Source organism: Streptomyces sp. LHD-70 (assembly GCF_031157275.1).
GTDB lineage: Bacteria > Actinomycetota > Actinomycetes > Streptomycetales > Streptomycetaceae > Streptomyces.
Genome location: NZ_JAVIFW010000016.1, coordinates 146874 through 170239, shown reverse-complemented (window position 1 = coordinate 170239; position 23366 = coordinate 146874). Strand labels below are relative to the sequence as shown.

Annotated in this window: 18 protein-coding genes; 4 read left to right on the top strand and 14 right to left on the bottom strand. The window is 72.0% G+C overall.

Going from position 1 to position 23366, the window contains the following annotated elements; genetic code table 11:
• Window positions 1-170: 170 nt before the first annotated feature.
• Complete coding sequence (locus RCO28_RS28315; RefSeq protein WP_308944116.1) at window positions 171-572, top strand: hypothetical protein; 402 nt, start codon at window positions 171-173, stop codon at window positions 570-572.
• Here the strand turns inward: RCO28_RS28315 and RCO28_RS28310 are convergent.
• Window positions 562-1383 (bottom strand): helix-turn-helix transcriptional regulator, encoded by an 822-nt coding sequence (locus RCO28_RS28310; RefSeq protein ID WP_308944115.1) that lies wholly within the window; start codon window positions 1381-1383, stop codon window positions 562-564. The genes RCO28_RS28315 and RCO28_RS28310 overlap by 11 nt on opposite strands.
• 87 nt (window positions 1384-1470) lie before the next feature.
• Between RCO28_RS28310 and RCO28_RS28305 the strand changes: the two genes are divergently transcribed.
• Window positions 1471-1779, top strand: coding sequence for a 4a-hydroxytetrahydrobiopterin dehydratase (locus RCO28_RS28305; protein WP_308944114.1), 309 nt, complete (start codon window positions 1471-1473; stop codon window positions 1777-1779).
• Window positions 1780-1877: 98 nt separating this feature from the next.
• Window positions 1878-2756 (top strand): class I SAM-dependent methyltransferase, encoded by an 879-nt coding sequence (locus RCO28_RS28300; protein WP_308944113.1) that lies wholly within the window; start codon window positions 1878-1880, stop codon window positions 2754-2756.
• Between the two features lie 75 nt (window positions 2757-2831).
• Here the strand turns inward: RCO28_RS28300 and RCO28_RS28295 are convergent, their stop codons facing one another.
• The 6 genes from RCO28_RS28295 to RCO28_RS28270 form a co-directional block, all read right to left on the bottom strand.
• A complete protein-coding gene (locus tag RCO28_RS28295; RefSeq protein WP_308944112.1) occupies window positions 2832-3665 on the bottom strand; it encodes an aldo/keto reductase in 834 nt (277 codons plus the stop codon).
• Between the two features lie 141 nt (window positions 3666-3806).
• A complete protein-coding gene (locus RCO28_RS28290; protein ID WP_308944111.1) occupies window positions 3807-4583 on the bottom strand; it encodes an ABC transporter ATP-binding protein in 777 nt (258 codons plus the stop codon).
• Entirely contained in the window at window positions 4580-7336 is a 2757-nt protein-coding gene (locus RCO28_RS28285) for an ATP-binding cassette domain-containing protein (RefSeq protein ID WP_308944110.1), read from the bottom strand. The genes RCO28_RS28290 and RCO28_RS28285 overlap by 4 nt, the downstream gene beginning before the upstream one ends.
• 12 nt (window positions 7337-7348) lie before the next feature.
• The gene (locus RCO28_RS28280) at window positions 7349-8608 is read right to left on the bottom strand and encodes an ABC transporter substrate-binding protein (protein WP_308944109.1); all 1260 of its coding nucleotides are present in this window, start codon (window positions 8606-8608) and stop codon (window positions 7349-7351) included.
• Window positions 8609-8756: 148 nt separating this feature from the next.
• Window positions 8757-10580 carry an AMP-dependent synthetase/ligase gene (locus RCO28_RS28275; RefSeq protein ID WP_308944108.1) on the bottom strand — a complete coding sequence of 608 codons (1824 nt, stop codon included), beginning with the start codon at window positions 10578-10580 and terminating at the stop codon, window positions 8757-8759.
• Window positions 10581-10854: 274 nt separating this feature from the next.
• Window positions 10855-11742, bottom strand: coding sequence for a LysR substrate-binding domain-containing protein (locus RCO28_RS28270; RefSeq protein ID WP_308944107.1), 888 nt, complete (start codon window positions 11740-11742; stop codon window positions 10855-10857).
• A gap of 150 nt (window positions 11743-11892) precedes the next feature.
• On the opposite strand from RCO28_RS28270, the gene RCO28_RS28265 reads away from it, so the two are divergent.
• Complete coding sequence (locus RCO28_RS28265; protein WP_308944106.1) at window positions 11893-12972, top strand: bile acid:sodium symporter family protein; 1080 nt, start codon at window positions 11893-11895, stop codon at window positions 12970-12972.
• Here RCO28_RS28265 and RCO28_RS28260 read toward each other — a convergent pair.
• From RCO28_RS28260 to RCO28_RS28230, 7 genes are all read right to left on the bottom strand, one after another.
• The gene (locus RCO28_RS28260; RefSeq protein WP_308944157.1) at window positions 12908-14113 is read right to left on the bottom strand and encodes a DUF4185 domain-containing protein; all 1206 of its coding nucleotides are present in this window, start codon (window positions 14111-14113) and stop codon (window positions 12908-12910) included. The two genes, RCO28_RS28265 and RCO28_RS28260, sit on opposite strands and share 65 nt — an antisense overlap.
• A 106-nt stretch (window positions 14114-14219) precedes the next feature.
• Window positions 14220-16115, bottom strand: a complete 1896-nt coding sequence (locus tag RCO28_RS28255; protein WP_308944105.1) for an exo-alpha-sialidase — start codon at window positions 16113-16115, stop codon at window positions 14220-14222.
• Between the two features lie 419 nt (window positions 16116-16534).
• Window positions 16535-17419: a formate dehydrogenase accessory sulfurtransferase FdhD gene (gene fdhD, locus RCO28_RS28250; RefSeq protein ID WP_308944104.1), complete on the bottom strand. Its 885-nt coding sequence runs from the start codon at window positions 17417-17419 to the stop codon at window positions 16535-16537.
• A gap of 7 nt (window positions 17420-17426) precedes the next feature.
• Window positions 17427-18287, bottom strand: a complete 861-nt coding sequence (locus RCO28_RS28245) for a 2Fe-2S iron-sulfur cluster-binding protein (RefSeq protein WP_308944103.1) — start codon at window positions 18285-18287, stop codon at window positions 17427-17429.
• Window positions 18284-20299: an NAD(P)H-dependent oxidoreductase subunit E gene (locus RCO28_RS28240; RefSeq protein ID WP_308944102.1), complete on the bottom strand. Its 2016-nt coding sequence runs from the start codon at window positions 20297-20299 to the stop codon at window positions 18284-18286. The genes RCO28_RS28245 and RCO28_RS28240 overlap by 4 nt, the downstream gene beginning before the upstream one ends.
• Window positions 20300-20308: 9 nt before the next feature.
• A complete protein-coding gene (locus tag RCO28_RS28235; protein ID WP_308944101.1) occupies window positions 20309-22246 on the bottom strand; it encodes a molybdopterin-dependent oxidoreductase in 1938 nt (645 codons plus the stop codon).
• Window positions 22243-23238, bottom strand: coding sequence for a 2-dehydropantoate 2-reductase (locus tag RCO28_RS28230; protein WP_308944100.1), 996 nt, complete (start codon window positions 23236-23238; stop codon window positions 22243-22245). The genes RCO28_RS28235 and RCO28_RS28230 overlap by 4 nt, the downstream gene beginning before the upstream one ends.
• Window positions 23239-23366: the final 128 nt, after the last annotated feature.

The following is a 23366-nucleotide window of genomic DNA, read 5'->3' as shown; positions in this document are numbered from 1 at the left end:
AATCGACGCCCCCGCCCTCGCCCGGCACAGTCGTCGTACCGGACCCCGGGGCGGCGCACTCCGCCCCGGTGTCCGGGACTCGCGCACCAGACGCGGGCGCCACCCATGACCGCCCACGACCGCCCATGACGGCCATGACCACCCATGACCGCTCACCGAGAGGACCGATCATGTCGACTTCTTCGCTCACCCTGCGCCGTCTGCTCGCCCTCGACGCCGTGGGCACCGGCGCCAACGGCCTCGCCTACACCGCCGCCTCCGGGCCGCTCGGCCGGCTCCTCGGCGTCGACCCCGGGCTGCTGCTCGCCCTCGGCCTGGGGCTCGTGCTCTACGCGGGCGGCGTCGGGCTGCTCGCCTCCAGGTCGCGGCCGCCGGTACTCGCCGTGAACGCGGTCGTCGACATCAACGCCGTCTGGGCCGCGCTCAGCCTCGTCGCGCTCGCCGCGTGGCTGGAGCCGAGCGCGGCGGGCGCCGTGTACATCACGGTGCAGGCGCTCGTCGTCGCCGCGTTCGCCGTCGCGCAGTACGTCGCCCAGCGGGGCGTGCGGGCCGGGGCCGTCGTCAGGGCATGAGCTCCCGCAGGTGCTTCACCGTCGCCGGGTCGGCCGGGAGCAGCGCCTCCACGGCCAGCTCGGCGACCGTCACATCCATCGGCGTGTTGAACGTCGCGATCGACGACACGAACGAGAGCAGCCGGCCCTGGTGCTCCAGGCGCAGCGGCAGCGCGACGTACGGCAGCGGCGGCGCCTCCGGATCCGGCTGCTCGCCCGGATCCGCGACCGGGTAGGCCGCGACCTCCTCGTACAGCTCGCGCAGCGCGTCCGAGCGGCGCAGGGCGATCTGGCGCTCCATCTGGTGCAGCAGATGCCCGCGCCACTCGCCGAGGTTGCGGATCCTCGGGGCGAGGCCCTCCGGGTGCAGGGTCAGGCGCATGGCGTTGAGCGGCGGCGTGAGCAGGCGCTCCGGTACCCCGTCGAGGAGGATCGCCATGCCCCGGTTCGCCGCGACCACCTCGTACGTGGCGTCCACGACGAGCGCCGGGTACGGCTCGTACGCCTGCAGCAGTTGGTCGAGACTGGCGCGCAGGGCGTCGAGGGACGGGTCGTCCAGCGGGGTCTCCGGGAAGCGCGGCGCGTATCCGGCGGCCAGGAGCAGCGCGTTCCGCTCCCGTACGGGGACGTCCAGATGCTCGGCGAGGCGCAGCAGGAACTCCTCGCTGGGCCGGGACCGGCCGGTCTCCACGAAGCTGATGTGCCGGGCCGAGGAGTCCGCGCGCAGCGCCAGCTCCAGTTGGCTCATGCGGCGCTGCTCCCGCCAGCCGCGAAGCAGGGGCCCGACTCCCTTGTCCCGTACGGCAGTTGGCCTTCGGTGAGCGCTGGTCATGACAGGACCGTAACCGATCCCGGGCGGTCGGGCTGTGGCAGGCTGACGGCGAGTACCCCGACTCGTACCCCCGTGAGGAGCACCGCCATGGCACTGGCACCGCTGTCGCAGCAGGAGATCGACGACCGGCTCGCGGAGCTGCCCGGCTGGGAGTTCCGGGACGACAAGCTGACCCGCTCGTACCGCCTCGGCTCGCACTTCGCGGCGGCGGCGCTCGTGGTGCACATCGCGCAGGTGCAGGACGAGCTGGACCATCACTCGGATCTGACGCTCGGCTACAACTCCGTCGAGCTGTCGGTGAATACGCACAGTGTGGGGGGCGCGGTCACGGAGAAGGACTTCGGGCTGGCGGGGCGGGTGGAGGGGGTGGCCACGGCGCACGGGGTCAAGGGCTGAGCTCTTCCCCTACCCGCCCCGGGAAAGATTGCTGGAACCGCAACGAGGTTTGCCCGCCCCGGCCACGTGCGCGCACTCTGCCCCCGTACCCGTACGACATGAGGGGCGACCACATGGGCAACCACCAACACGGCCACGGCGACGTCGACTGGGAACGGCTGAGCGCGAGCCTGACGCGGCGGGCCGAGGCGTACGCGCCGATGACCGCGCAGATCATCGAGCAGCTGCGCACCGCACAGCCCCAACCGCGCCGGATCCTCGACGCGGGCTGCGGCCCCGGCGTCATCGCCTGCGCGCTCGCCGAGTCCTTCCCGGACGCCGAGGTCGTCGCCGTCGACGGCACGCAGGCCCTGCTCGACCTGACCGCGCGGCGCGCCGAGCGCACCGGGGTCGCCGACCGGGTGCGGACACACCTCGCCGACCTGCCGGACGGCCTCGCGGACGTCGGCGAGGCGGACGTGATCTGGCTCGGCCTCGCCCTGCACCACCTCGGCGACCAGCGCGCCGCGCTCGCCGAGTTCGCCCGCCGGCTCGCGCCCGGCGGCACCCTCGTCCTCCTGGAAGGCGGGCTTCCGGCGCGCTGTCTGCCCCGGGACATCGGCATCGGCAGGCCCGGGCTGCAGGCCCGACTCGACGTGGCCCAGGAGGACCGGTTCAACGAGATGCGCGCCGCGCTGCCCGACGTCAAGGACGAGGTCGAGGACTGGGGCGCCCTGCTCACCGCCGCCGGACTCACCCACGTGGAGACGCGCACGCATCTGCTCGATCTGCCCGCCCCCGCGTCCCCCACCGTCCGCGCACACGTCGCCGACCTCTTCGGGCGGCTGAGCGGCGGCCTGCGCGAGGGGCTCGACGCGGACGACGCCGCCACCCTCGACCGGCTCCTCGACCCGGACGACGTGGCGGGCCTGGACCACCGGCCCGATGTGTTCCTCCTTGCCGCGCAGACCGTGCACCTGGGGCGCAAGGGCGCCTGAGCCACGTACGGGAACGGCGGAGCCGCCGCCCGGAGGTGTTCCGGACGGCGGCTCCGCCGCATGCGTGAGAGGGGCTCAGACCACGTCGAACGTCGCCGGGTCCGGGCCGAGGCGCTTGCCCTCGTCGAGCGCGGCGATCGCCGTCAGGTCCTCGTCGTCGAGCTCGAAGCCGAACACGTCGAGGTTCTCCTTGATCCGGGACGGGGTCACGGACTTCGGGATCACGACGTTGCCCAGCTGGAGGTGCCAGCGCAGCACGATCTGGGCCGGGGTGCGGTCGTGCTTCCGCGCGATCGCGACGATCGTCGGCACCTCGAGCAGGCCCTTGCCCTGGCCGAGCGGCGACCAGGCCTCGGTCGCGATCTCGCGGCGCGCGTGGGCCGCGCGGGACTCGGCCTGCTGCAGCTGCGGGTGCAGCTCGATCTGGTTGAGCACGGGCACGACCGACGTCTCGTCGAGCAGCCGCTCCAGGTGCTCCGGCAGGAAGTTCGACACGCCGATGGCCTTCGCGCGGCCGTCGGCGTAGATCTTCTCGAAGGCCTTGTACGTGTCGACATACGTGCCCCGGGCGGGCAGCGGCCAGTGGATCAGGTAGAGGTCGACGTGGTCCAGGCCGAGCTTGGCCAGCGAGGTGTCGAAGGCGCGCAGCGTCGAGTCGTAGCCCTGGTCGGCGTTCCACAGCTTGGTGGTGACGAACAGCTCGTCGCGCGCGATGCCCGAGGAGGCGAGGGCCCGGCCGGTGCCCTCCTCGTTGCCGTACACGGCGGCGGTGTCGATGCTGCGGTACCCGGCCTCCAGGGCGGTGCCGACCGCGCGCTCCGCCTCGTCGTCCGGCACCTGCCAGACGCCGAAGCCGAGCTGGGGCATGGCGACGCCGTTGTTGAGGGTGATGGTGGGGACCTTGCTCACGAGCTCTCGATCCTTCGGTGGTGGGTGGTACTTACATCCTCAACGATCACGCCGTACCGTGCATTCCCGTTCGTCGTCTCGTTCACGACACGTTCACGCTGGTCGGCCGCCTGTGCCGGGACGCGTATCCGGGTACGGCGGTCAGCCCGCCACCGTCCCCAGATACGCGTCCCGCACCCTCGGGTCGGCCCGCACCTGGGCCGGGGTGCCCTCCGCGAGGACCGCGCCGAGGTCCAGGACGACGACGCGGGCGCAGAGCTCCATCACGAACGCCACGTTGTGCTCGACGAGCAGCACCGCACAGCCCCGCTGGTCCGCGAGATGGCGTACGACGGCGGCCAACTGGGCACGTTCCGCGGCCGTCATCCCGGATGCGGGCTCGTCCAGGAGCAGCACCCGGGGCGGGTCGGCGAGCGCCCGCGCCAGCTCGACCATGCGGGCGCGGCCGACCGGCAGGGCGCCCGCGTGCCCGTCGGCGAGATCGTCGAGGCCGCACTCCTTCAGGACCTCCGACGCCCGTTCCCGGCGGGCCCGTTCACGCCTGCGGCGGCCGGGCGCACCGACCGCGTCGGCCACAAGCCCGCCCCCGCCGCCGCGCCACTCCTGGGCGACGAGCAGATTGTCGGCGACGGTCAGCTGGCCGAAGAGCTGCTGACGCTGGAACGTACGCCGCATGCCGTGCCGGGCCCGCCAGACCGGGGAGCGCCGGGTGACGTCCGCCCCGTCGAGCAGGACCCGGCCGGAGTCCGGGCGGCGGATCCCTGAGACGACGTCGAACAGGGTGGTCTTCCCCGCCCCGTTGGGACCGATCAGGCCGCAGACCTCGCCGGGGCGCACCGCGATCCGCGCGTCCCGCAGGGCCCGTACACCGCCGAACCGGACGTCGATCCCGGTCGCTTCGAGCACGTGACGGGTCATGGCCCGCTCACCTCCGTACGTGTCGCGTGCGGGCCGTCGGCCGCGATGCCGAGGTACGCCTCCGTCAGCCGGTCCGCCTCGACCTCCGCGCGCGGGCCGCACCACGAGACGCGGCCCTGGGACAGGTAGGCGACCCGGTCCGCGACGCCCAGGATCTCGGCGGCCTTCTCCTCGACGAGCAGCAACGCCGTGCCCGCGTCCCGGAGTTCGGCAAGCAGCCGGAACACCTCCTCGACGACGCGCGGCGCGAGGCCGAGCGACGGCTCGTCGGCGATCAGCACCTTCGGCGGGCGCTGCAACAGCGGGGCGAGGGCGAGGAGTTGCTGCTCACCGCCGGAGAGCGAACCGGCGCCGACGCTGCGGCGGGCGGCGAGTGCGGGGAAGCGTTCGTACACCGCGTCGCGGTCGGTGCGGTCCGGCAGGTGCAGGGTGAGGTTCTCGTCGATGGTGAGTGCCGGGAAGATGCCGCGGCCCTCGGGGGCGAGGAGGGTGCCTGCGCGGGAGCGGGGGACGGGGCCGGTGCGGGTGACGTCGTGGCCGTCGGCCAGCACCTGGCCGGTGCGGGGCGTGAGGATTCCGGCCGCTACTCGGCAAGTGGTGGTTTTGCCCGCGCCGTTGGGGCCGAGGAGGGCGAGGATCTCGCCTGCTCTTACGGTGAGGTCCACTCCGTGGAGTACGGGGGCTCCGTCGTATCCGGCGTGGATGTCGTGGAGGGCGAGGGCTGCTTCTTCCCCAGTCCCGCCCCTTCCCGAAAGTCCTGCCGGACGGGCCTCCTCAATCGCCGGAGAGGCTGAAAATTCAGCCTCTCCGGCGATTGAGGAGCGGGGGCCCGGGGGCGGAGCCCCCGAAGCTCGGCGCCGGTACCGCCGCACCGAAACCGCCGCCGCATACCCGTCAGGGTCATTCGCCAGCGCCAACCCCGCCAACCCGAACAGAATCACCGGCAGGTGCACGGACTCCGTCACATAGTCCGCGATCAGGTGGGGCACGAGGGCGAAGACCAGGCCCGCCACCACCGCGAACTGCGGCCTGCGCACACCCGCCGCGACGACCACCGCGAGCCAGATCAGGCCCGTCATCGCGGTGAAGTCGGTAGCGGTGATACGGGTGTTGTACGAGGCGTACATGACCCCGCCGAACCCGGCGAGCCCCGCGGACAGCGTGAACAGGAGCAGTTTCGTACGGACCACGGAGACGCCGGAGGCCATCGCCGCGGCGGGTGCGGAGCGTACGGCGAGCATCGCGCGGCCCGTCGGCGAGTGGCGCAGTGCGCTGAGGGCCGCCACGACCGCCGTGACGAGGACGAGCAGGGCCACGCCCATCGCCCGGTCGTCGCCGAGATCGATGGGGCCGAAGACGGGCCGGGGTATCGCCCAGCCCGTGTCGCCGTTCCTCAACCAGCCGGTCTGGAACAGGACTTGGTCGGCGAGGAAGGCGAGCGCGAGCGTCGCGAGGGCGAGGGAGCGGCCGCCGAGGCGCAGCGCGGGCAGCGCGACCACGGCGCCGAGCAGCGCGGCCGCGCAGGTGCCGACGAGCGCGGCGCCGAGGAACGGCCAGCCCTGGCTCATCAGGAGCCCGGCGACCAGGGCCGCGCCGGTGACGAACGTGGCCTGCGCCAGCGAGACCATCGCGCCGAGTCCCGTGACCACCGTGAAGGAGAGGAAGACGAGCGAGACTGCCAGGCCCTGGGCGAGGATGCCGCTCCAGAACGGGGTCGTGACCGTGTAGAAGGCGATCGCGAGCAGCACCGCGCCCGCCGCCCACGGCCCCCAGCGCCGGGCCCAGGAGCTGCCCGCGAGGTAGTCGAGCGGCGGCGCGTCCACGGCGGCGGTGCCCGCGGTGCGCTGCCGCCGCGCCATCAGGAGCAGCCCGCCGAAGAGGATCAGGAACGGTACGGCCGTACGGAAGCCGGTGAGGTCGTCGGCGAACGAGGCGTACCCGGCGACGAGGTTCTGCAGCACACCGAGGGCCAGGCCGCCCGCGAACGCCAGCGGGATCGAGGCGAAGCGGCCGAGGACGGCGGCGGTCGCGGAGACGAAGAGGAACAGGGTGAAGTCGTGGGCGGACAGGCCGAGGAGCGGAGTCGCGAGCACTCCCGCCAGGCCCGCGAGGGCCGACGACAGCATCCAGGCCACCGAGGAGAGCCGGTCCGCGCTCATGCCGCGCAGCTCGACAAGCGACCGGTTGTCGACGACGGCGCGCAGCCGCAGGCCGAGCGGGGTGTGCCGGAGCAGCAGCCACAGGCCCGCGGCGACCACGGCCGTCGTCACCCAGGTGATCAGCTGGTCCGAGTCGACGCCGACGCCGTCCATCAGCTGCCAGGACTCGGCGGGGCTCGGCCCCACACCGGGCAGTCCGAACTGGTTCTCGGCGGGTTTCACCGGCGCACCCGCCTGCTCAAGCAGCTCGACGATCCACAGGCCGAGCGCGGGCAGCGCCACAAGGAGGCCGATGGTGGCGACGATCTGAGCCGTCTCGCCGACTCGCGCCAGCTTGCGGAACATCAGCCGGTCAAGGGCCCAGCCGAGCCCCGGCGCGATCACCAGGACGAGCAGCAGCGCCGTCGGTACGGCGGGCCAGCCGAAGCCGGAGTGCAGTTCGTGGAAGGCGAGCGCGCAGAGGTAGGCGGTCGCGCCGTGGGCGAAGTTGAAGAGCCCGGACGCCGAGTAGGAGAGCACGAGCCCGGTGGCGAGCAGCGCGTACAGCGCACCCGAGACGAGGCCGCTGAGGACGAAGCCGAGAAGGTCAGCCATGCTGGGCCGCCGTCATTTGAAGGGGATGGGTTCGTAGCACCGGAACGGCGAGGACACCTCGTACCTGCCGTTCTTGAGCTGGACGAGCGCGCCGCAGCCGAACGACTCCTTCTGGCCCTTGGGCAGGGCGCGGTCGCCGACCATCGTGCCCTTGTCGGAGAAGCCCTTGGCGGCCTTCTGGAAGGAGGCGGTGGTGAGGTCGCGGCCGGCCTTCTCGGCGACGGCGAGGAACAGGTCGGCGGACATGTAGCCGGTCATCATGTGCATGTTGAGCGGCACGTCCTTCCCGGCGGCCTTCCTGATGTCGGCCTTGAACTGCTTCATCCGCGCGCTGTCCGACTCGAACGGCTCGAAGGTCAGCAGCACATGCACCCCGTCGAGCGCCTTCCGGCTGGCGCTCTTGGTGAGCAGGCCGGGGTCGTAGTCGGTGGGGTCGGTGATCACGCCCTTGAAGCCGCTGCGCTTGACCGCCGTGAACAGGCCGATGTTGTACGGGGTCTGCATCACGGACACCACCGCGTCCGGCGCCTTCCCGCCGTCGCTGCGCAGGATCTCCTTGGTGTACGCGGACCAGTCGCTGGGCGCCGAAGCGGCGGGGACGACGGCCTTCGCGTACGTCACGTCGAAACCGGCGGCGGCGAAGCCCTGCTTGTAGGTGCGGATGGCGAAGGTGCCGGCGTCGTTGTCGTTGGCGAGGATCGCGACGGACTTGCCCTTCGCGCCGCCCATCACCTCGGCGAGGCCCTCGGGCCAGCTCTGCGTGATGGTGCCGCCGGGCATCGGGACCATGCAGCCGCCGTAGCCGTAGATGTACTCGGGCCCGCAGAACTGCGGAAGCGTGCCCCAACCGAAGGTCGGCACCTTCTCCTTGTTCAGGAAGTCCGCCCCGGAGAAGGTGACCGAGCTCATCGGCGATACCGCGAACACCTTGTCCCGCTGGACGAGTTTGCGGGCCGCCGCGAGGTTCTTGGCGGGGTCCTGGCCGTCGTCCTCCGCGCCCAGGTAGTCGATGGTCCGGCCGTGGACGCCGCCCTCGGCGTTGGCGCGGTCGTAGCGGGCCTTGGCGCCGAGGTCGGTGTCCTTCTTGCTGTAGCCGCTGGACGTGGTCATGGAGACGATGCCGCCGACCTTGATGCTGTCGTCGCTCACGCCGCGCGTCGAACCGCCCTTGTCCCCACCGGAGGCGGGGGTCGCGGCGGAGTTGCAGGCGGTGGCGGCGAGCAGCAGGGCGGCCGTGGCGGCGAAGGTGCGGATGCGGTTGTGTCGAGGCACGGGCCGGTTCCCTCCGTCGAAGTGAGGGAGATTCTGTGGCGGACCTGATGAACCGTCAATAACTGACGCATCGGTAATTGATGAACCGTCAGAAGTGGCGCCGGGCCCTCTTGCCGAAGGTGCTCACGCGGTGTACAGGCCTACGTGCTCACGCGCGGTAGAGCGCCTCCACCTCGGCCTCGTAGGTCTGCTCGATCGCCTTCCGCTTGAGCTTCAGGGACGGGGTGAGCAGGCCGTGCTCCTCGGAGAACTGGTGCGCCAGTATCCGGAACGTACGGATCGACTCGGCCTGCGAGACCAGCGTGTTGGCGGCGACCACCGCGCGCCGGATCTCCGTCTCCAGGTCCGGGTCGCGCACCAGGTCCACCGGGCCGAGGCTGGGCTTGCCGCGCATGTTCAGCCAGTGCTCGACGGATTCGCCGTCCAGGGTGACGAGGGCCGCGATGTACGGCCGGTCGTTGCCGACGACGATGCACTGCGCGACCAGCGGATGGTCCCGTACCCGCTCCTCCAGTTGCGAGGGCGAGACGCTCTTGCCGCCGGAGGTCACGATGATCTCCTTCTTGCGGCCGGTGATCGTCAGATAGCCGTCCTCGTCGAGATGGCCCAGGTCGCCGGTGGCGAGCCAACCGTCGTGCAGCGTCTGGTCGGTGGCCTTCGGGTTGCCCAGGTAGCCCTGGAACACCTGGTCGCCGTAGAGCCACACCTCGCCGTCGTCCGCGATGTGCACCGTGGTGCCGGGGATCGGGCGGCCGACCGTGCCGAAGCGGGTCTGCTCCGGCGGGTTGGCGGTCGCGGCGGCCGTCGACTCGGTGAGGCCGTATCCCTCGTAGATCAGGACGCCCGCGCCCGCGAAGAACAGGCCGAGCCTGCGGTCCATGCCGGAGCCGCCGGACATCGCGTGCCGCACCCGGCCGCCCATCGCCGCGCGGACCTTGGAGTACACCAGTTTCTCGAAGAGCTGATGCTGTATCCGCAGCGCCGCCGACGGGCCCGCGCCGGTGCCGAACGCCTTGTGCTCCATCGCGTCCCAGTACTTCACCGCGACCTCGACGGCCTTGTCGAACGGCCCGAGCTTGCCGTCCTTCTCGGCCTTCCTGCGGGCCGCGTTGAAGACCTTCTCGAAGATGTACGGCACGGCCAGGATGAACGACGGCCGGAACGCGGCCAGATCGGGCAGCAGGGCGGCCGCGTTCAGGTTCGGCTGGTGGCCCAGCTTGACCCGGCCGCGGATCGCCGCGACCTCCACCATCCGCCCGAAGACGTGCGCGAGCGGCAGGAAGAGCAGCGTCGTCGCCTCGTCGCCGCGCTTGGAGTGGAAGACCGGCTCCCAGCGGGTGAGCACGGTGTCCGCCTCGTACATGAAGTTGGCGTGGCTGATCACGCAGCCCTTGGGGCGGCCCGTCGTACCGGAGGTGTAGATCACCGTCGCGACCGAGTCGGGCGTCACCGCGCGCCGGTGGCGGTGCACCACCTCGTCGTCGATGTGCTCGCCCGCGGCGCGGAGTTCACCGACCGCGTCCGAGTCCAGCTGCCACAGGCGGCGCAGCGCGGGCAGCCGGTCGATGACCGAGCCGATCGTCATGGAGTGGTCCTCGTGCTCCACGACGCAGGCCGAGACCTCGGCGTCGTACAGCATCCAGAAGACCTGCTCGGCGGAGGACGTCGGGTAGATCGGCACGACCTGCGCGCCGATGGTCCACAGGGCGAAGTCGAAGAGCGTCCACTCGTAGCGCGTACGGGACATGATCGCGACGCGGTCGCCGAACCGTACGCCGTGGGCGAGCAGGCCCTTGGCCAGGGCGAGGACCTCGTCACGGAACTCCGCGGACGTGACGTCCCGCCACTCGCCGTCGACCTTGCGTCCCAGGGCGATGCGCAAGGGGTCCTCGAGGGCATGGTCGAAGACGACATCGGCCAGACCGCCCACCAGCGGCGCCGACGCCAGGGGAGGTGAGGTGAACTCGCGCAATGGTTCTCCTTGTGGCGCTCCACACAGCGCGGGTGACGGTACCCCACGCGGCTTCCGGGCGGGAGGGGTGGCGGGCCTCGGATCGCCGTCATCGTCACAGGTCAGGCGGCGAAATGGGGCGACACGGGCGTGGGCCCGGGCAGAAACCTGACTTCCGGGTAAGTTTCGCTTCCGTAACCTCCACGGAATCTGTACGCGACGGTTACGCGGGGGCGGTCTTTCTCCCCGCTTCGGGGCGGGGAGGGGAAATCACCGCCCCGACCGGCGCGGCGTTTCAGCGGTCCCGTCCGCCCCGGTGCAACCGGTCCCCGCCCGCCAGGATCGCCGCGGCCAGCGCGTCCGCCGCCTCCTGGGCGCGGGCCCGGGTGCGGCCGTGGCGGAGTACGAAGTCGACGCCGCCGAGGTCCGGCAGGCCCGAGCGGATCCGGACCAGGCCCGGCGGGATCAGGCTGCGGGTGTGGGCCATCACGCCGAGGCCCGCGCGGGCCGCCGCCACCAGGCCGTTGAGGCTGCCGCTCGTGCAGGCGACGCGCCACGCGCGGCCGCTTTGCTCCAGGACTTCGAGCGCGCGGGCCCGCGTGATGCCGGGCGGCGGATAGACGATCAGCGGCACCGGCTCCTGGGGGTCGACCCGCAGCCGCTCCCCGCCGGTCTCCGCGCCGATCCACACCAACTCGTCCCGCCACACCAGCGTCCCCTCCGCCTCCCCGTCCCGCGGATGGCGCTTCGCGAGGACCAGGTCGAGCCGCCCGTCCGCGAGCCTGCGGTGCAGCGTGCCGGAGAGCTCGACCGACAGCTCCAGGTCGACCTCCGGATGCTCGCGCCGGAAGGCCTTGAGGATCTCCGGCAGTTCGGTGAGGACGAAGTCCTCCGAGGCGCCGAACCGCAGCCGCCCGCGCAGCCGCGTGCCCGCGAAGAACGCCGCCGCCCGCTCGTGCGCCTCCAGGATCGTGCGGGCGAACCCGAGCATCGCCTCGCCGTCCTCGGTCAGCTCCACGCTGTGCGTGTCCCGGGCGAAGAGCGTGCGGCCCGTGGCGTCCTCCAGGCGCCGCACGTGCTGGCTGACCGTCGACTGGCGCAGGCCGAGCCGGCGCGCGGCCCGCGTGAAGCTCAGGGTCTGCGCCACGGCCAGGAACGTGCGCAGTTGTGCGGGGTCGTACATGCACGCCAGGCTAGCCCTCCTATCACGTATCGCGATAGCAGTCAGTCCCGTATCCCGGATTCCCGATCACGGCGATCAGGAGGACGATGGAGAGGGCACGCTCCGCATCGCGTGCCCGTCCCCGACCACCGCACTGGAGCACAGCGCACCGTGAAACGCCCGACCTGGCCGTCCTGGATGCCGATCGACCCGTACGTCCTGCTGCTGCTCGGCACGGTGGGCATCGCCGCGCTGCTGCCCGCGCGGGGCACGGGCGCCGATGTCGCCTCAGGTGCGGCCACCGCGGCGGTCGCCTTCCTGTTCTTCCTCTACGGCGCCCGCCTCTCCACCCGCGAGGCGCTCGACGGGCTGCGCAACTGGCGGCTCCACCTCACCGTCATCGCCTGCACGTTCGCGGTCTTCCCGCTGCTCGGCCTGGCCGCGGGCGGGCTCGTGCCGTACGTCCTGACGCCCGCGCTGTACAGCGGCTTCCTGTTCCTGACCCTGGTGCCATCGACCGTGCAGTCGTCGATCGCGTTCACGTCCATCGCGCGCGGCAACGTACCCGCCGCGATCTGCGCCGGGTCCTTCTCCTCGCTCGCCGGGATCGTCCTGACGCCGCTGCTCGCCGCCGGGCTCATCGGCGGGCACGCCGGGTTCTCCGCGGACTCGCTCGTCAAGATCGTGCTGCAGCTGCTCGTGCCGTTCCTCGCCGGGCAGCTCCTGCGCCGCTGGATCGGCCCGTTCGTCGCCCGGCACAAGAAGGTCCTCGGCCTGGTGGACCGCGGCTCCATCCTGCTCGTCGTCTACGCCGCGTTCAGCCAGGGCATGGTCGCCGGCATCTGGCAGCAGGTCACCCCGCTGCGGCTGCTCGCGCTCCTCGGCGTCGAGGCCGTGCTGCTCGCCGCGATGCTGGCGCTGACCTGGTTCGGCGCGAAGCGCCTCGGCTTCGGGCGGGCCGACCGGGTCGCGATCCAGTTCGCCGGGTCGAAGAAGTCCCTGGCGGCCGGACTGCCCATGGCCAGCGTGCTGTTCGGCGCGCAGGCCTCGCTCGCGGTGCTTCCGCTGATGCTCTTCCACCAGATGCAGCTGATGGTCTGCGCCGTCATCGCCAAGCGCCGCTCCCGCGACCCCGAGGCCTCCGCCGACGCCGCGCCGCCCGAGGCCGAGCAGGAGCCCGGCCCGATCAGTCGCCTGGAACGAGCCGCAGCCGCAGGAACCGTGGTCGGTACAGCGACACGTTCCGGCTGACGTTCGCCTGCGCCGCCTGCGGGTTCGACTCCAGCCAGTTCACGTCGTAGCTGAGCAGCAGCCGGCCGTCGTCCGCCCGTAGCGCGGGGTGTGCCTGCGGGTTGTAGACGGCGGTGCTCTGCCGCGCCGCCCCGTCCGGTGGCAGCGGCGGCGCGAAGCCCTTCGCCGGGCCGTGCCAGGGCCCGTTCGGCGCGCACGACCAGTACGACGTGATCGTCGACAGGCCCTCCGCCCCCGCCGCCATCGTGAAGAGCACCCACGTCCCCTCGTCCCGGACGACGGTGTACGCGCTGCCCACGCCCTTCTTCTCGCCGTCCCCGAGCACCGGCGCGGCCTTGCGGCCGGTGGACCAGCCCTCGCCGTCCCAGTACCGCCAGGCGCCGGGCTCGGCGAGCCGCCCGTGCGGGACGCGCGCCACGTACGCCTCCGAGGCCGGCCGCACCGCCGTCTTCCCGTCGTTGCCGCCGAAGACGTACGTGTACTCCTCGCCGTCGACCGCCGTCGTCCCGTACAGCACGCGCTCGGCCGGGTCCTTGACGCCGCTCTGGTCGGAGACCCGGACCGTGCCCTCCAGGCGCAGGTCCGGCAGGGAGAGCGTGGCGACCTCGGTGGCGAGGGGAAGCCCGTAGATCCACGGGCCGGTGCCGGTGGCGCGGGTCCACAGCAGGACGCGGACGACCTGTTCGGAGGAGCCGGGGGAGCGGGGCTCGACCTTCGCCGCGACCGGCCAGCGCCACTGCCCCGCCGCCGGATCGGCGAACAGTGGGGCGGGCAGGGTCCGCTCGAGACGACCCGAACGGCCCATCACCACGGCCGAGTTGCGCACGAACGGCGCGGTCGTGTCCCGCCAGGCGTGCGGCTGGCCCGACAGGTTCGGTGGTCCGTGCACCTTGCCGAGGAACGTGTCCGAGAACAGCCACAGGACCCGCCCGTCCGGAAGCCGCACCGAGTGGGTGCCGTCGCCGCCGGACCAGTCGTCGTCCCGGGAGGCGTCGTTGCCGTACCGGGCGAATTCCCCGGTCGTGCGCTGGTCCGCCGTCCAGGACGCCACCTTGCGCGGGGCGCACGCGGCGCCGCCCTCCCGGTCGTCCTGCTCCGGGAGGGCGGTGAACAGGGTGCCCGCGAGGACGGCGGCGAGCAGCAGCACCAGACCGGTGCCGTACTGCCACCGCCGGCCCGCGGGCTTTCCCGTGCGCCTCGTGCGCCTCGTATGCCTCGTTCGTTCAGCGGCTGACACGCACGGGACGTTAACGGCTGCCGTTGATCCGGTCCATCGGCAGCCGCAGCACGGTGCCGAGGGTCACACCGGCACCGGGCCTGCGCAGCCGCTTCAGCTCGGCGTCGCTCAATGCCCGGTCCCACACCTGGACCTCGTCGATCGCACCGGCGAAGTGGGCCCGGCTGTCGACGCGCTGGCCGACATGCACCCCGAACCCGGACGTCCGGCTCACCGAACCGGGCACGGCCCCCGTCGTGGCGACCTTCGTGCCGTCGACGGTGAGGCTGAACTCGCCCTCGGTGCGCCGCAGCACGGCGTGGTGCCACGTGCCGTCGTTCAGCGCGGACGTGCTGCGCACCCACGCCGAGCGGGGCGCCGCGGCGCCGTCCCGCGCGGTCATCAGGCCCATGATCCGCCCCGATGCGGGCTCGCCGCGCAGCCACACCTGCGGCTGATTCGAGCCGACTCCGCCCATCCACAGCAGCGGATGCTCGCCGCTCGCCGCCGAGTAACGGAACCATACGGAGGCAGTGAACTGATCGCCGTAAAGGGGGAGTTGAGAGCGGTACGGAAGGCGTACGGCGTCGTCCTTGCCGTCGAGGGCGAGCGCGCCGCCGAACCGGCCCGAGGTCGGCCGGGCGCCGCCGAGCACCGTGGCGCCGGGCGCGCCGAACGCCAGGTCCCGGGTGGTCGGATCGGGGCCGCGGCGGGGCTTCAGCCAGTCCTCGGTGAAGCGGGCGAAGCGGATCTCGTCGCGCGCGTCCACCGCGCCGCCCTCGTAGAGCAGGCCGACGGTCCCCGGAGCGCCGTCCGCGCCGTTGATCGCCACCAGGTCGGAGTAGCCGGACCAGTCGGTGGACACGACCGTGCCGCGGTCCACGCTGTCCCAGGTGCGGCCCCCGTCGTACGAGGAACGCACCATCATCGTGCGCCGCCGGTCCGGGTCGGCCGGGCAGGACAGCAGCATCCGGCTCTCCAACCCGACGGTCGCGCACTGCACTTGGGGTGCGTACAGGTCCGGGATGGCGCGGAACTTGCCGGTGAAGGACGCGCCGCCGTCCTGGCTCACGGCGTGCGTGCGGTGGCCGAGGTCGGTGCCGTCCTGCTCGCGTCCGCTGACGTAGATCTCGCCGTCGCCGCGCTCGGTGAGCGTCACCTCGGAGGGCTTCTGGCGGAACGTGCCGTCCTGGGCTATCGGCCAGGAGTCGGTCGCGCCGACCTTCCAGGTGTCGCCGCCGTCGTCGCTGTGGATGAGGGCGGCGTGGTTGGCGGTGACCCGACTGCCGTTCCACGTCTCGGTGTTGACGCCGAAGACGAGCCGGCCCGCGTGCGGCCCGCGCTCCAGCTGTATGCCGTGCACGGGGCCCGTCGCGTACCAGGAGTTCCAGTGCTCCGGCAGGATCTGGTCGCTGAGGTCGCGCGGCTGGGACCAGCTGCGGCCGTCGTCGTCGCTGTACTGGAGGTGCGGGGTGCGCTTGCAGGGCACGTCGCAGTTGCCGCCGCCGGGCTTGCCCGGGTTCCAGGTCTCGGCGAGCAGGATGCGGCCGGTCTCGCGGTCCACCATGGGCGCCGGGTTGCCGTGGGTGTCGCCCCCGCCCTCGTTGACGACCTGCAGCGGGCCCCAGGTGCGGCCGCCGTCCGTGGAGCGTTTGACGACGAGGTCTATGTCGCCCGCGTCCGTGCAGTCGTTCACCCGGCCCTCGGCGAACGCGAGCAGGGTCCCTGACTTTGTCTGCACGACGGCCGGGATGCGGAAGCAGGCGTAGCCCGGGTCCTGGGAGGCCTTGAAGAGGACCTGCTGCGTGAAGTCCGCTGTTTCCGGGGCGAGTGGGGCGGCCTGGGCGGCGGTGGCGGGGGCGGCCAGGGCGAGGGCGGTGAGGGTGGCGAGGAGGGGGCGTAAGGCTCTGCGGGGTCCGGACGGCATGTGGAGACCTGCCCTTCTGCGGTCCTGCGCGGCACGTGCCTGTACAAGGATCACGTCATCCGGACATCCCACGTCCAATGTCCGGTTCCCAGAAGGTACTTGGGGGTGGGGGCGCGGACAAGGACTCGCGCGGCCGTTGCTTTTCCCCTCCCCGCCCCTTCCCGAAAGTCCTGCCGGACGGGCCTCCTCAAACGCCGGAGGGGCTGATTGATAGGGGCGCGGGGGAACTGCGCATCTTTTAGGGGCGCGGGGCTGTGACATTGGCGGCTCCGCCGCGGGGCGCGACCAGCCACGACGGCGCCGCAGACGAACGACGGCAGCACTGAACGCCCCTGCGGGGCAGCCGCACGGGCCCGGCCGGCGCAGGGGGCGCTCCTCACCGGCCGGGACCCCGCCGCCGCGTAGGCGGGCGCTCGCGGTCAGCCCTGACCGGCCGCGGCCTGCAGGGCGATGCGATGGTCGCCCGCGTACACGTTCATGGACGTACCGCGCAGGAAGCCCACCAGGGTGAGCCCCGTCTCGGCCGCCAGGTCCACGGCGAGCGAGGACGGCGCGGAGACCGCGGCGAGCACCGGGATGCCCGCCATCACGGCCTTCTGCGCCAGCTCGAACGAGGCGCGTCCGGAGACGAGCAGGATCATGCGGGCCAGCGGAAGCCGGCCGTCCTGCAGCGCGCGGCCGACCAGCTTGTCGACCGCGTTGTGCCGCCCCACGTCCTCCCGCACGTCGACCAGCTCGCCGTCCTCCGTGAACAGCGCCGCCGCGTGCAGGCCCCCGGTCCGGTCGAAGACCCGCTGGGCCGCGCGGAGCCGGTCGGGGAGGCTCGCGAGCAGTTCGGGGGCGAGCCGGACCGGGGGAGTGCCGGGTTCCGTGCCGTGCGTGCCGTCGCCGGTCGCGTCGTCGATGGGCCAGCGCGCCGTCGTCCGCACCGCGTCCAGGCTGGCCTTGCCGCACAGCCCGCACGACGAGGACGTATAGACGTTTCGCTCCAGCGTGATGTCCGGGATCACGACGCCGGGCGCCGTCGAGACGTCCACCACGTTGTACGTGTTGGAGCCGTCCTGCGTAGCCCCCGCGCAGTACACGATCGAGCGCAGCTCCTCCTTCGAGCCGAGCACGCCCTCGCTCACCAGGAACCCGGCGGCGAGTGCGAAGTCGTCGCCCGGTGTGCGCATCGTGATCGCGAGGGGCTTGCCGTTCAGGCGGATTTCCAGCGGCTCCTCCGCGACCAGCGTGTCCGGGCGGGTGGAGACCGCCCCGTCCCGGACACGGATGACGCGGCGTCGCTCGGTGACGCGTCCCATCAGGTGATCAGTCCCGGTTCTGTACGTGTTGATAGCCGAAGCGGCCCTTGATGCAGAGGTTGCCGTGGGTCACCGGGTTGTCGTGCGGCGAGGTGACCTTGACGATCTCATTGTCCTGCACGTGCAGCGTCAGGTTGCAGCCCACACCGCAGTACGCGCACACCGTGGTCGTCTCCGTCTGGGCCGACTCGTCCCACGTACCGGCCGCCCGCATGTCGAACTCGCTCTTGAAGCTGAGCGCGCCCGTCGGGCACACCTCGATGCAGTTGCCGCAGTACACGCACGCGGAGTCGGTGAGCGGGGCGTCGTGCTCGACGGCGATCCGGGCGTCGAATCCGCGCCCGGCGACCGCGATCGCGAAGGTGTTCTGCCACTGCTCGCCGCAGGCGTCCACGCACTTGTAGCAGAGGATGCACTTGTCGTAGTCGCGTACGTACAGGTCGTTGTCGACCTTCGGGGACTCGTTCAGGCGGGCGGCGTCCGGGCCGAAGCGGTCGGGCTTCGCCTCGTACTCCTTCAGCCACTCCTGGACGCGCGGCGTGGTCGACAAGTCGACCGAGGACGCGAGGAGTTCGAGGACCAGTCTGCGGCTGTGCCGGGCGCGCTCGGTGTCCGTACGGACCTCCATGCCGGGCTCGGCCTTGCGGGAGCAGGCCGGGGCCAGCGTGCGCGCTCCCTCGACCTCGACGACGCACACCCGGCAGGCGTTCTTCGGGGTGAGCGTGTCACCCTCGCAGAGCGTCGGGATGTCCTTGCCCGCGGCCCGGCAGGCGTCCAGGACGGTGGACCCCTCCGGGACCCGTACGGGTTCGTCGTCCAGCGTGAACTCCACGAGGCGACGCGGCGGCTGCAGCGGAATGGCGGTCATGCGTACGCTCCCAGACGGTCGATGGCGGACTCGACGGCGTTCCACGCGGTCTGCCCCAGACCGCAGATCGAGGCGTCCTTCATGGCCCGCCCCACGTCCCTCAGGAGTGCGATGTCGTCGGCTGCGGCGGCCCCGGTGCGCTCGGCGATCCGGTGCAGGGCCTCCTCCTGTCGTACGGTGCCGACCCGGCAGGGCACGCATTGGCCGCAGGACTCGTCGCGGAAGAACTCGGCGATACGGAGGAGCATGCGGGGGAGTGGGACGGTGTCGTCGAGGGCGAGCACGACGCCTGAGCCGAGGGTGGTGTTGGCCTCGCGGGTGCCCTCGAAGGTCAGCGGGATGTCCAGCTCGTCCCCGCGCACGAACCCGCCCGCGGCGCCGCCGAGCAGCACGGCCCTCAACTGGCCTGGTTTCCCGGCGAGTTCGAGCAGATCGCCGAGCGTCGCGCCGAACGGCAGCTCGTAGATGCCGGGCCGTTCGACGTTCCCGGAGACGCAGAACAGTTTGGGTCCGGTGGACTTCGGCGTCCCGATGGCCGCGTACGCCTGGGCCCCCATCGTGAGGATCGGCAGGACGTTCACGAGCGTCTCGACGTTGTTGGCCGCGGTGGGCTTGCCGAACAGGCCCTTCTCGACGGGGAACGGCGGCTTGGAGCGGGGCTCGCCCCGGTACCCCTCGATGGAGTTGAACAGCGCGGTCTCCTCACCGCAGATGTACGCGCCCGCGCCCCGCCGGATCTCGATGTCGAAGGCGTAGCCCTGCCCGAGGACGTTCTCCCCGAGGAGGCCGCGGGCGCGGGCCTGCGCGATGGCGTGGGTGAGGCGTTCGAGGGCGCGTGGGTACTCGCCGCGCAGGTAGAGGTAGCCGAGGTGGGCGCCGGTCGCGTACCCGGCGATCGTCATCGCCTCGATCAGCGCGTACGGGTCGCCCTCCATCAGGACGCGGTCCTTGAAGGTGCCGGGTTCTGATTCGTCGGCGTTGCAGACGAGGTAGTGGGGCTGGTCGGGCTGGGAGGCGGTGGCCTGCCACTTTCTTCCCGTGGGGAAGGCGGCTCCTCCTCGGCCGACCAGACCGGCGTCCGTTACCTCGCGGATCACTTCGGCGGGGCCGAGCTTGAAGGCTCTGCGGAGGGCTTCGTAGCCGCCGGCTGCCCGGTAGTCGTCGAGGCTGTGCGGGTCGATCCTGCCGATCCTCTTGAGCAGGATCAGGCCTTCCTGGCCTGCTTGGGGGAGGGCCATCGTGGCCGGGGGTTCGGGTTCCGCGGACTCCGGTTCGGCGGCGGCTCGGGTGATCGCGTCCACGGTCGCGGGGGCGAGGACGGCGGTGGCCCTGCGGGGCGCTTCTTCCCCACCCCGCCCCTTCCCGTAACTGGGGCTCCGCCCCAGACCCCGCTCCTCAAGCGCCGGAGGGGCTGAATTTTCAGCCCCTCCGGCGCTTGAGGAGGCCCGTCCGGCAGGCCACGCGGCGCCAGCCGCATATCGGACACAGCCGGGAAGGGGCGGGGTGGGGTGAGAGCCCGCCGCAGGCGGACCCGCACGCGTCACCAAGGCCGCCGGAGCCCGTTCGCACAAGCCCAGGCACGGGCTCTTCTCCCACACCGCGCCGGACGGCCCGAGGCGGGACTCGAGCTCCGAGCAGAGCTCGGAAGAACCGCGCGTCGCGCAGGCCAGGTCCGTGCAGACCTGGACGCGCGTCGCCGGTCGCGGGCGCACCGCGAACAGGGAATAGAACGTCGCCACCCCGTACGCCTCCGCCGGCGGCACCGTCAGCCGCCTGCACAGGTACGCGAGCGCGCCCTCGCTGATCCAGCCGACCCGGTCGTTCACCGCGTGCAGCCCCGGCAGCAGCAGATCGCGCCGGTCCCGGGCCGTGCGGCCGCCGCGGGCCCAGCGCAGGTCCGTGTCGGGGCGGTCCGACGCGCCCTCCCAGGGGGACTCGGGCGGGCCGAGGAGGGCGTCGACGGCGGCGCGCTCCTCGTCGGTCGGCTTGCTGTCACCGAAGTGCAGATCCATGTCAGCTCCTCAGCTCCTCACGGCCACATCGAGCTTCTCGATCCGGATCGCCGACGCCTTGAACTCCGCCGTGCCCGCGATCGGACAGTTCGCCTCGATCGTGAGCAGGTTGGTGTCCACCTCGTCGGGAAAGTGCATGGTCATGAAGGCGAGGCCGGGGCGCAGGCCGGGGTCGACCCAGACCGGTGCGACGACCGTGCCGCGCCGCGAGGCCACCCGTACCTCCTCGCCCACCACCACGCCGTACCGCTCCGCGTCCTCCGGGCACAGCTCCACGTACTCGCCGCGCCGCAGCGGAGAGGCGAAACTGCCGCTCTGCACACCGGTGTTGTACGAGTCGAGGCGCCGGCCGGTGGTGAGGCGGAGGGGGTACGACTCGTCGGTGAGGTCCACCGGCGGGTCGTGCTCGACCAGGCCGAACGCCGCCCGTGGGCCCCGCAGTTCGGGGTCGGGGTCCCACAGACGGCCGTGCAGGAAGCTCGACGGCAGCTGCTCCAGGTCCGGGCAGGGCCACTGCAGGCCCTGCTGCTCCTCCAGGCGGTCGTACGTCATGCCGAAGTGGTCGGGGGACAGGGCGCGCAGCTCGTTCCAGACCGACTCCGCGTCGGCGAACTTCCAGGCGTGGCCGAGGCGTTCGGCGATCTCGCAGATGATGTCGATGTCCTCGCGGGCCTCGCCGGGCGGGGTGAGCGCGGACCGTACGCGCTGGACGCGGCGTTCGCTGTTGGTGGTGGTGCCGTCCGTCTCCGCCCAGGAGGCCGTGGCGGGCAGGACGACGTCCGCGAGCTCGGCGGTCTTCGTCAGGAAGATGTCCTGGACGACCAGGTGGTCGAGGGCGGCCAGGCGGCGCAGGGCCTGCTCGCTGTCGGCCTCCGACTGGGCCGGGTTCTCGCCGATGCAGTACACCGCGCGCAGCGAGCCGTGCTCCATCGCCTCGAACATGTCGGTGAGCGTCATCCCGTACCGCGGTGGGATCACCGTGTCCCAGGCCGCCTCGAACTTGGCGCGGTGGCCGTCGTCGAGGATGTCCTGGAAGCCGGGGAGCCGGTTGGGGATGGCGCCCATGTCGCCGCCGCCCTGGACGTTGTTCTGCCCGCGCAGCGGCTGCACCCCGGCGCCGTACCGTCCGACGTGCCCGGTGAGCAGCGCCAGATTGATCAGGGCGCGGACGTTGTCGGTGCCGTTGTGGTGCTCGGTGATGCCCAACGTCCAGCACAGCTGGGCGCGTTCGGCTCTCGCGTAGGCGTGTGCGAGGTCGCGGATCGCGGCGGCCGGGACTCCGGTGACCTTCTCGGCGAGGGACAGCGTCCAGGGTTCGACGAGGGCGCGGAACTCCTCGAAGCCGCTGGTCGCCCGCTCGATGAACGCCTCGTTGTGCAGCCCGGCGTGGATGATCTCGCGGGCGACGGCGTGCGCGAGGGGGATGTCGGTGCCGACGTTCGGCCCGAGCCAGGACTCGGCCCACTCGGCGGTGGAGGTGCGGCGCGGGTCGACCGCGTACATCCGCGCCCCGTTGCGTATCCCCTTCAGGACGTGCTGGAAGAAGATCGGGTGCGCGAAGCGGGCGTTGGAGCCCCACATCACGATGAGGTCGGTGTGCTCGACCTCCTCGTACGAGGACGTGCCGCCGCCCGAGCCGAAGACGGCGGAGAGCCCGGCGACGCTCGGGGCGTGGCAGGTGCGGTTGCAGGAGTCCACGTTGTTGGTGCCCATGACGACACGCGTGAACTTCTGTGCCACATAGTTCATTTCATTGGTCGCGCGGGCGCAGGACAGCATCGCGAACGCGTCGGGGCCGTGCGCCACGCGCGCGTTCCGGAAGCCTTCGGCGGCCTTGGCGAGCGCCTCGTCCCAGGTGGCGGGGCGCAGCGGCCCGCCCTTGCCGTCGCGGACCAGGGGGTGGGTGAGCCGGTGGTAGGTCTTCGGGGTGCGGTCGCGTTTCCTCATGCCGCCTCGCTTTCTGGACTGGTCGGCAGGGTGCGCGTGGCAAGGAGGTCCGAGAGGGCGTGCACGGTGCGGAGCGTGGGCACCGGAACGCCGGTGATCGTGGCGAGTTCCACCACCGCGGCGAGCAGCACGTCGAGTTCGAGGGGCTTGCCGCGCTCCAGGTCCTGGAGGGTGGAGGTGCGGTGGTCGCCGACGCGTTCGGCGCCCGCGATGCGCCGCTCCACGGAGATCTCCGGGCGGCAGCCGAGCGTGTGCGCGACGGCCAGGGTCTCCCGCATCATCTGCTCGATGACCTCGCGCGTCGTGCCGTGCACGCACATCTGGCGCATCGTCGCCCGGGTCAGGGCGCTGATCGGGTTGAACGAGATGTTGCCGAGCAGTTTGATCCAGATGTCGTCGCGCAGCTCCGGCTCGACGGGGCACTTCAGTCCGCCCGCCCGCATGGCCTCGCTGAACTCCAGGCACCGCTTCGAGGTGGACCGGTCGGGCTCGCCGATGGAGAACCGGGTGCCCTCCAAGTGCCGTACGAGGCCCGGCGCTTCGAGTTCCGTGGCCGCGTACACCACGCAGCCGACGGCCCGCTCCGGGGCGAGCACCGCGCTGACCGAACCGCCGGGGTCGACGCTCTCGATCCGGTGCCCGTCGTGCGGCCCGCCGTGCCGGTGGAAGTACCACCAGGGGATGCCGTTCTGGGCGGCGATCACGCTGGTGTGGTCCTGGAGCAGCGGCGCCACGAGCGGCCCGCACGCCGCGTACGAGGTCGCCTTCAGGCCCAGGAAGACATGGTCGACCGGGCCGATCTCGGCGGGGTCGTCGGTGCAGTGCGGCCGCGCGGTGAAGTCGCCGCGGGGGCTGAGCACACGCACGCCGTGCTGCCTCATGGCCGCCAAGTGCGGTCCACGGGCGACGAGATGGACGTCGGCGCCCGCGCGGTGCAGCGCGGCTCCGACGTAGGCGCCGATCGCTCCGGCGCCGAGGACTGCGACTTTCACGGTGTGGCTCCTGTCGGTTGAGGGGACCGAGGGAGTTGAAGCACCGGTGGGTGCTTCAGGGAGTCGCACGGTGTCGCACCTGTGTCGACGAAATATTGTCTACAGTATGGAAGTTGGGGCGACAAGGG

Excerpts from the sequence above, each read along its gene's own strand:
- RCO28_RS28315 (WP_308944116.1), top strand. The coding sequence starts at position 171 with ATGTCGACTTCTTCGCTCACCCTGCGCCGTCTGCTCGCCCTCGACGCC.
- RCO28_RS28310 (WP_308944115.1), bottom strand. The coding sequence starts at position 1,383 with ATGACCAGCGCTCACCGAAGGCCAACTGCCGTACGGGACAAGGGAGTC.
- RCO28_RS28305 (WP_308944114.1), top strand. The coding sequence starts at position 1,471 with ATGGCACTGGCACCGCTGTCGCAGCAGGAGATCGACGACCGGCTCGCG.
- RCO28_RS28300 (WP_308944113.1), top strand. The coding sequence starts at position 1,878 with ATGAGGGGCGACCACATGGGCAACCACCAACACGGCCACGGCGACGTC.
- RCO28_RS28290 (WP_308944111.1), bottom strand. The coding sequence starts at position 4,583 with ATGACCCGTCACGTGCTCGAAGCGACCGGGATCGACGTCCGGTTCGGC.
- RCO28_RS28285 (WP_308944110.1), bottom strand. The coding sequence starts at position 7,336 with ATGGCTGACCTTCTCGGCTTCGTCCTCAGCGGCCTCGTCTCGGGTGCG.
- RCO28_RS28270 (WP_308944107.1), bottom strand. The coding sequence starts at position 11,742 with ATGTACGACCCCGCACAACTGCGCACGTTCCTGGCCGTGGCGCAGACC.
- RCO28_RS28255 (WP_308944105.1), bottom strand. The coding sequence starts at position 16,115 with ATGCCGTCCGGACCCCGCAGAGCCTTACGCCCCCTCCTCGCCACCCTC.
- fdhD (WP_308944104.1), bottom strand. The coding sequence starts at position 17,419 with ATGGGACGCGTCACCGAGCGACGCCGCGTCATCCGTGTCCGGGACGGG.
- RCO28_RS28245 (WP_308944103.1), bottom strand. The coding sequence starts at position 18,287 with ATGACCGCCATTCCGCTGCAGCCGCCGCGTCGCCTCGTGGAGTTCACG.
- RCO28_RS28240 (WP_308944102.1), bottom strand. The coding sequence starts at position 20,299 with ATGGATCTGCACTTCGGTGACAGCAAGCCGACCGACGAGGAGCGCGCC.
- RCO28_RS28235 (WP_308944101.1), bottom strand. The coding sequence starts at position 22,246 with ATGAGGAAACGCGACCGCACCCCGAAGACCTACCACCGGCTCACCCAC.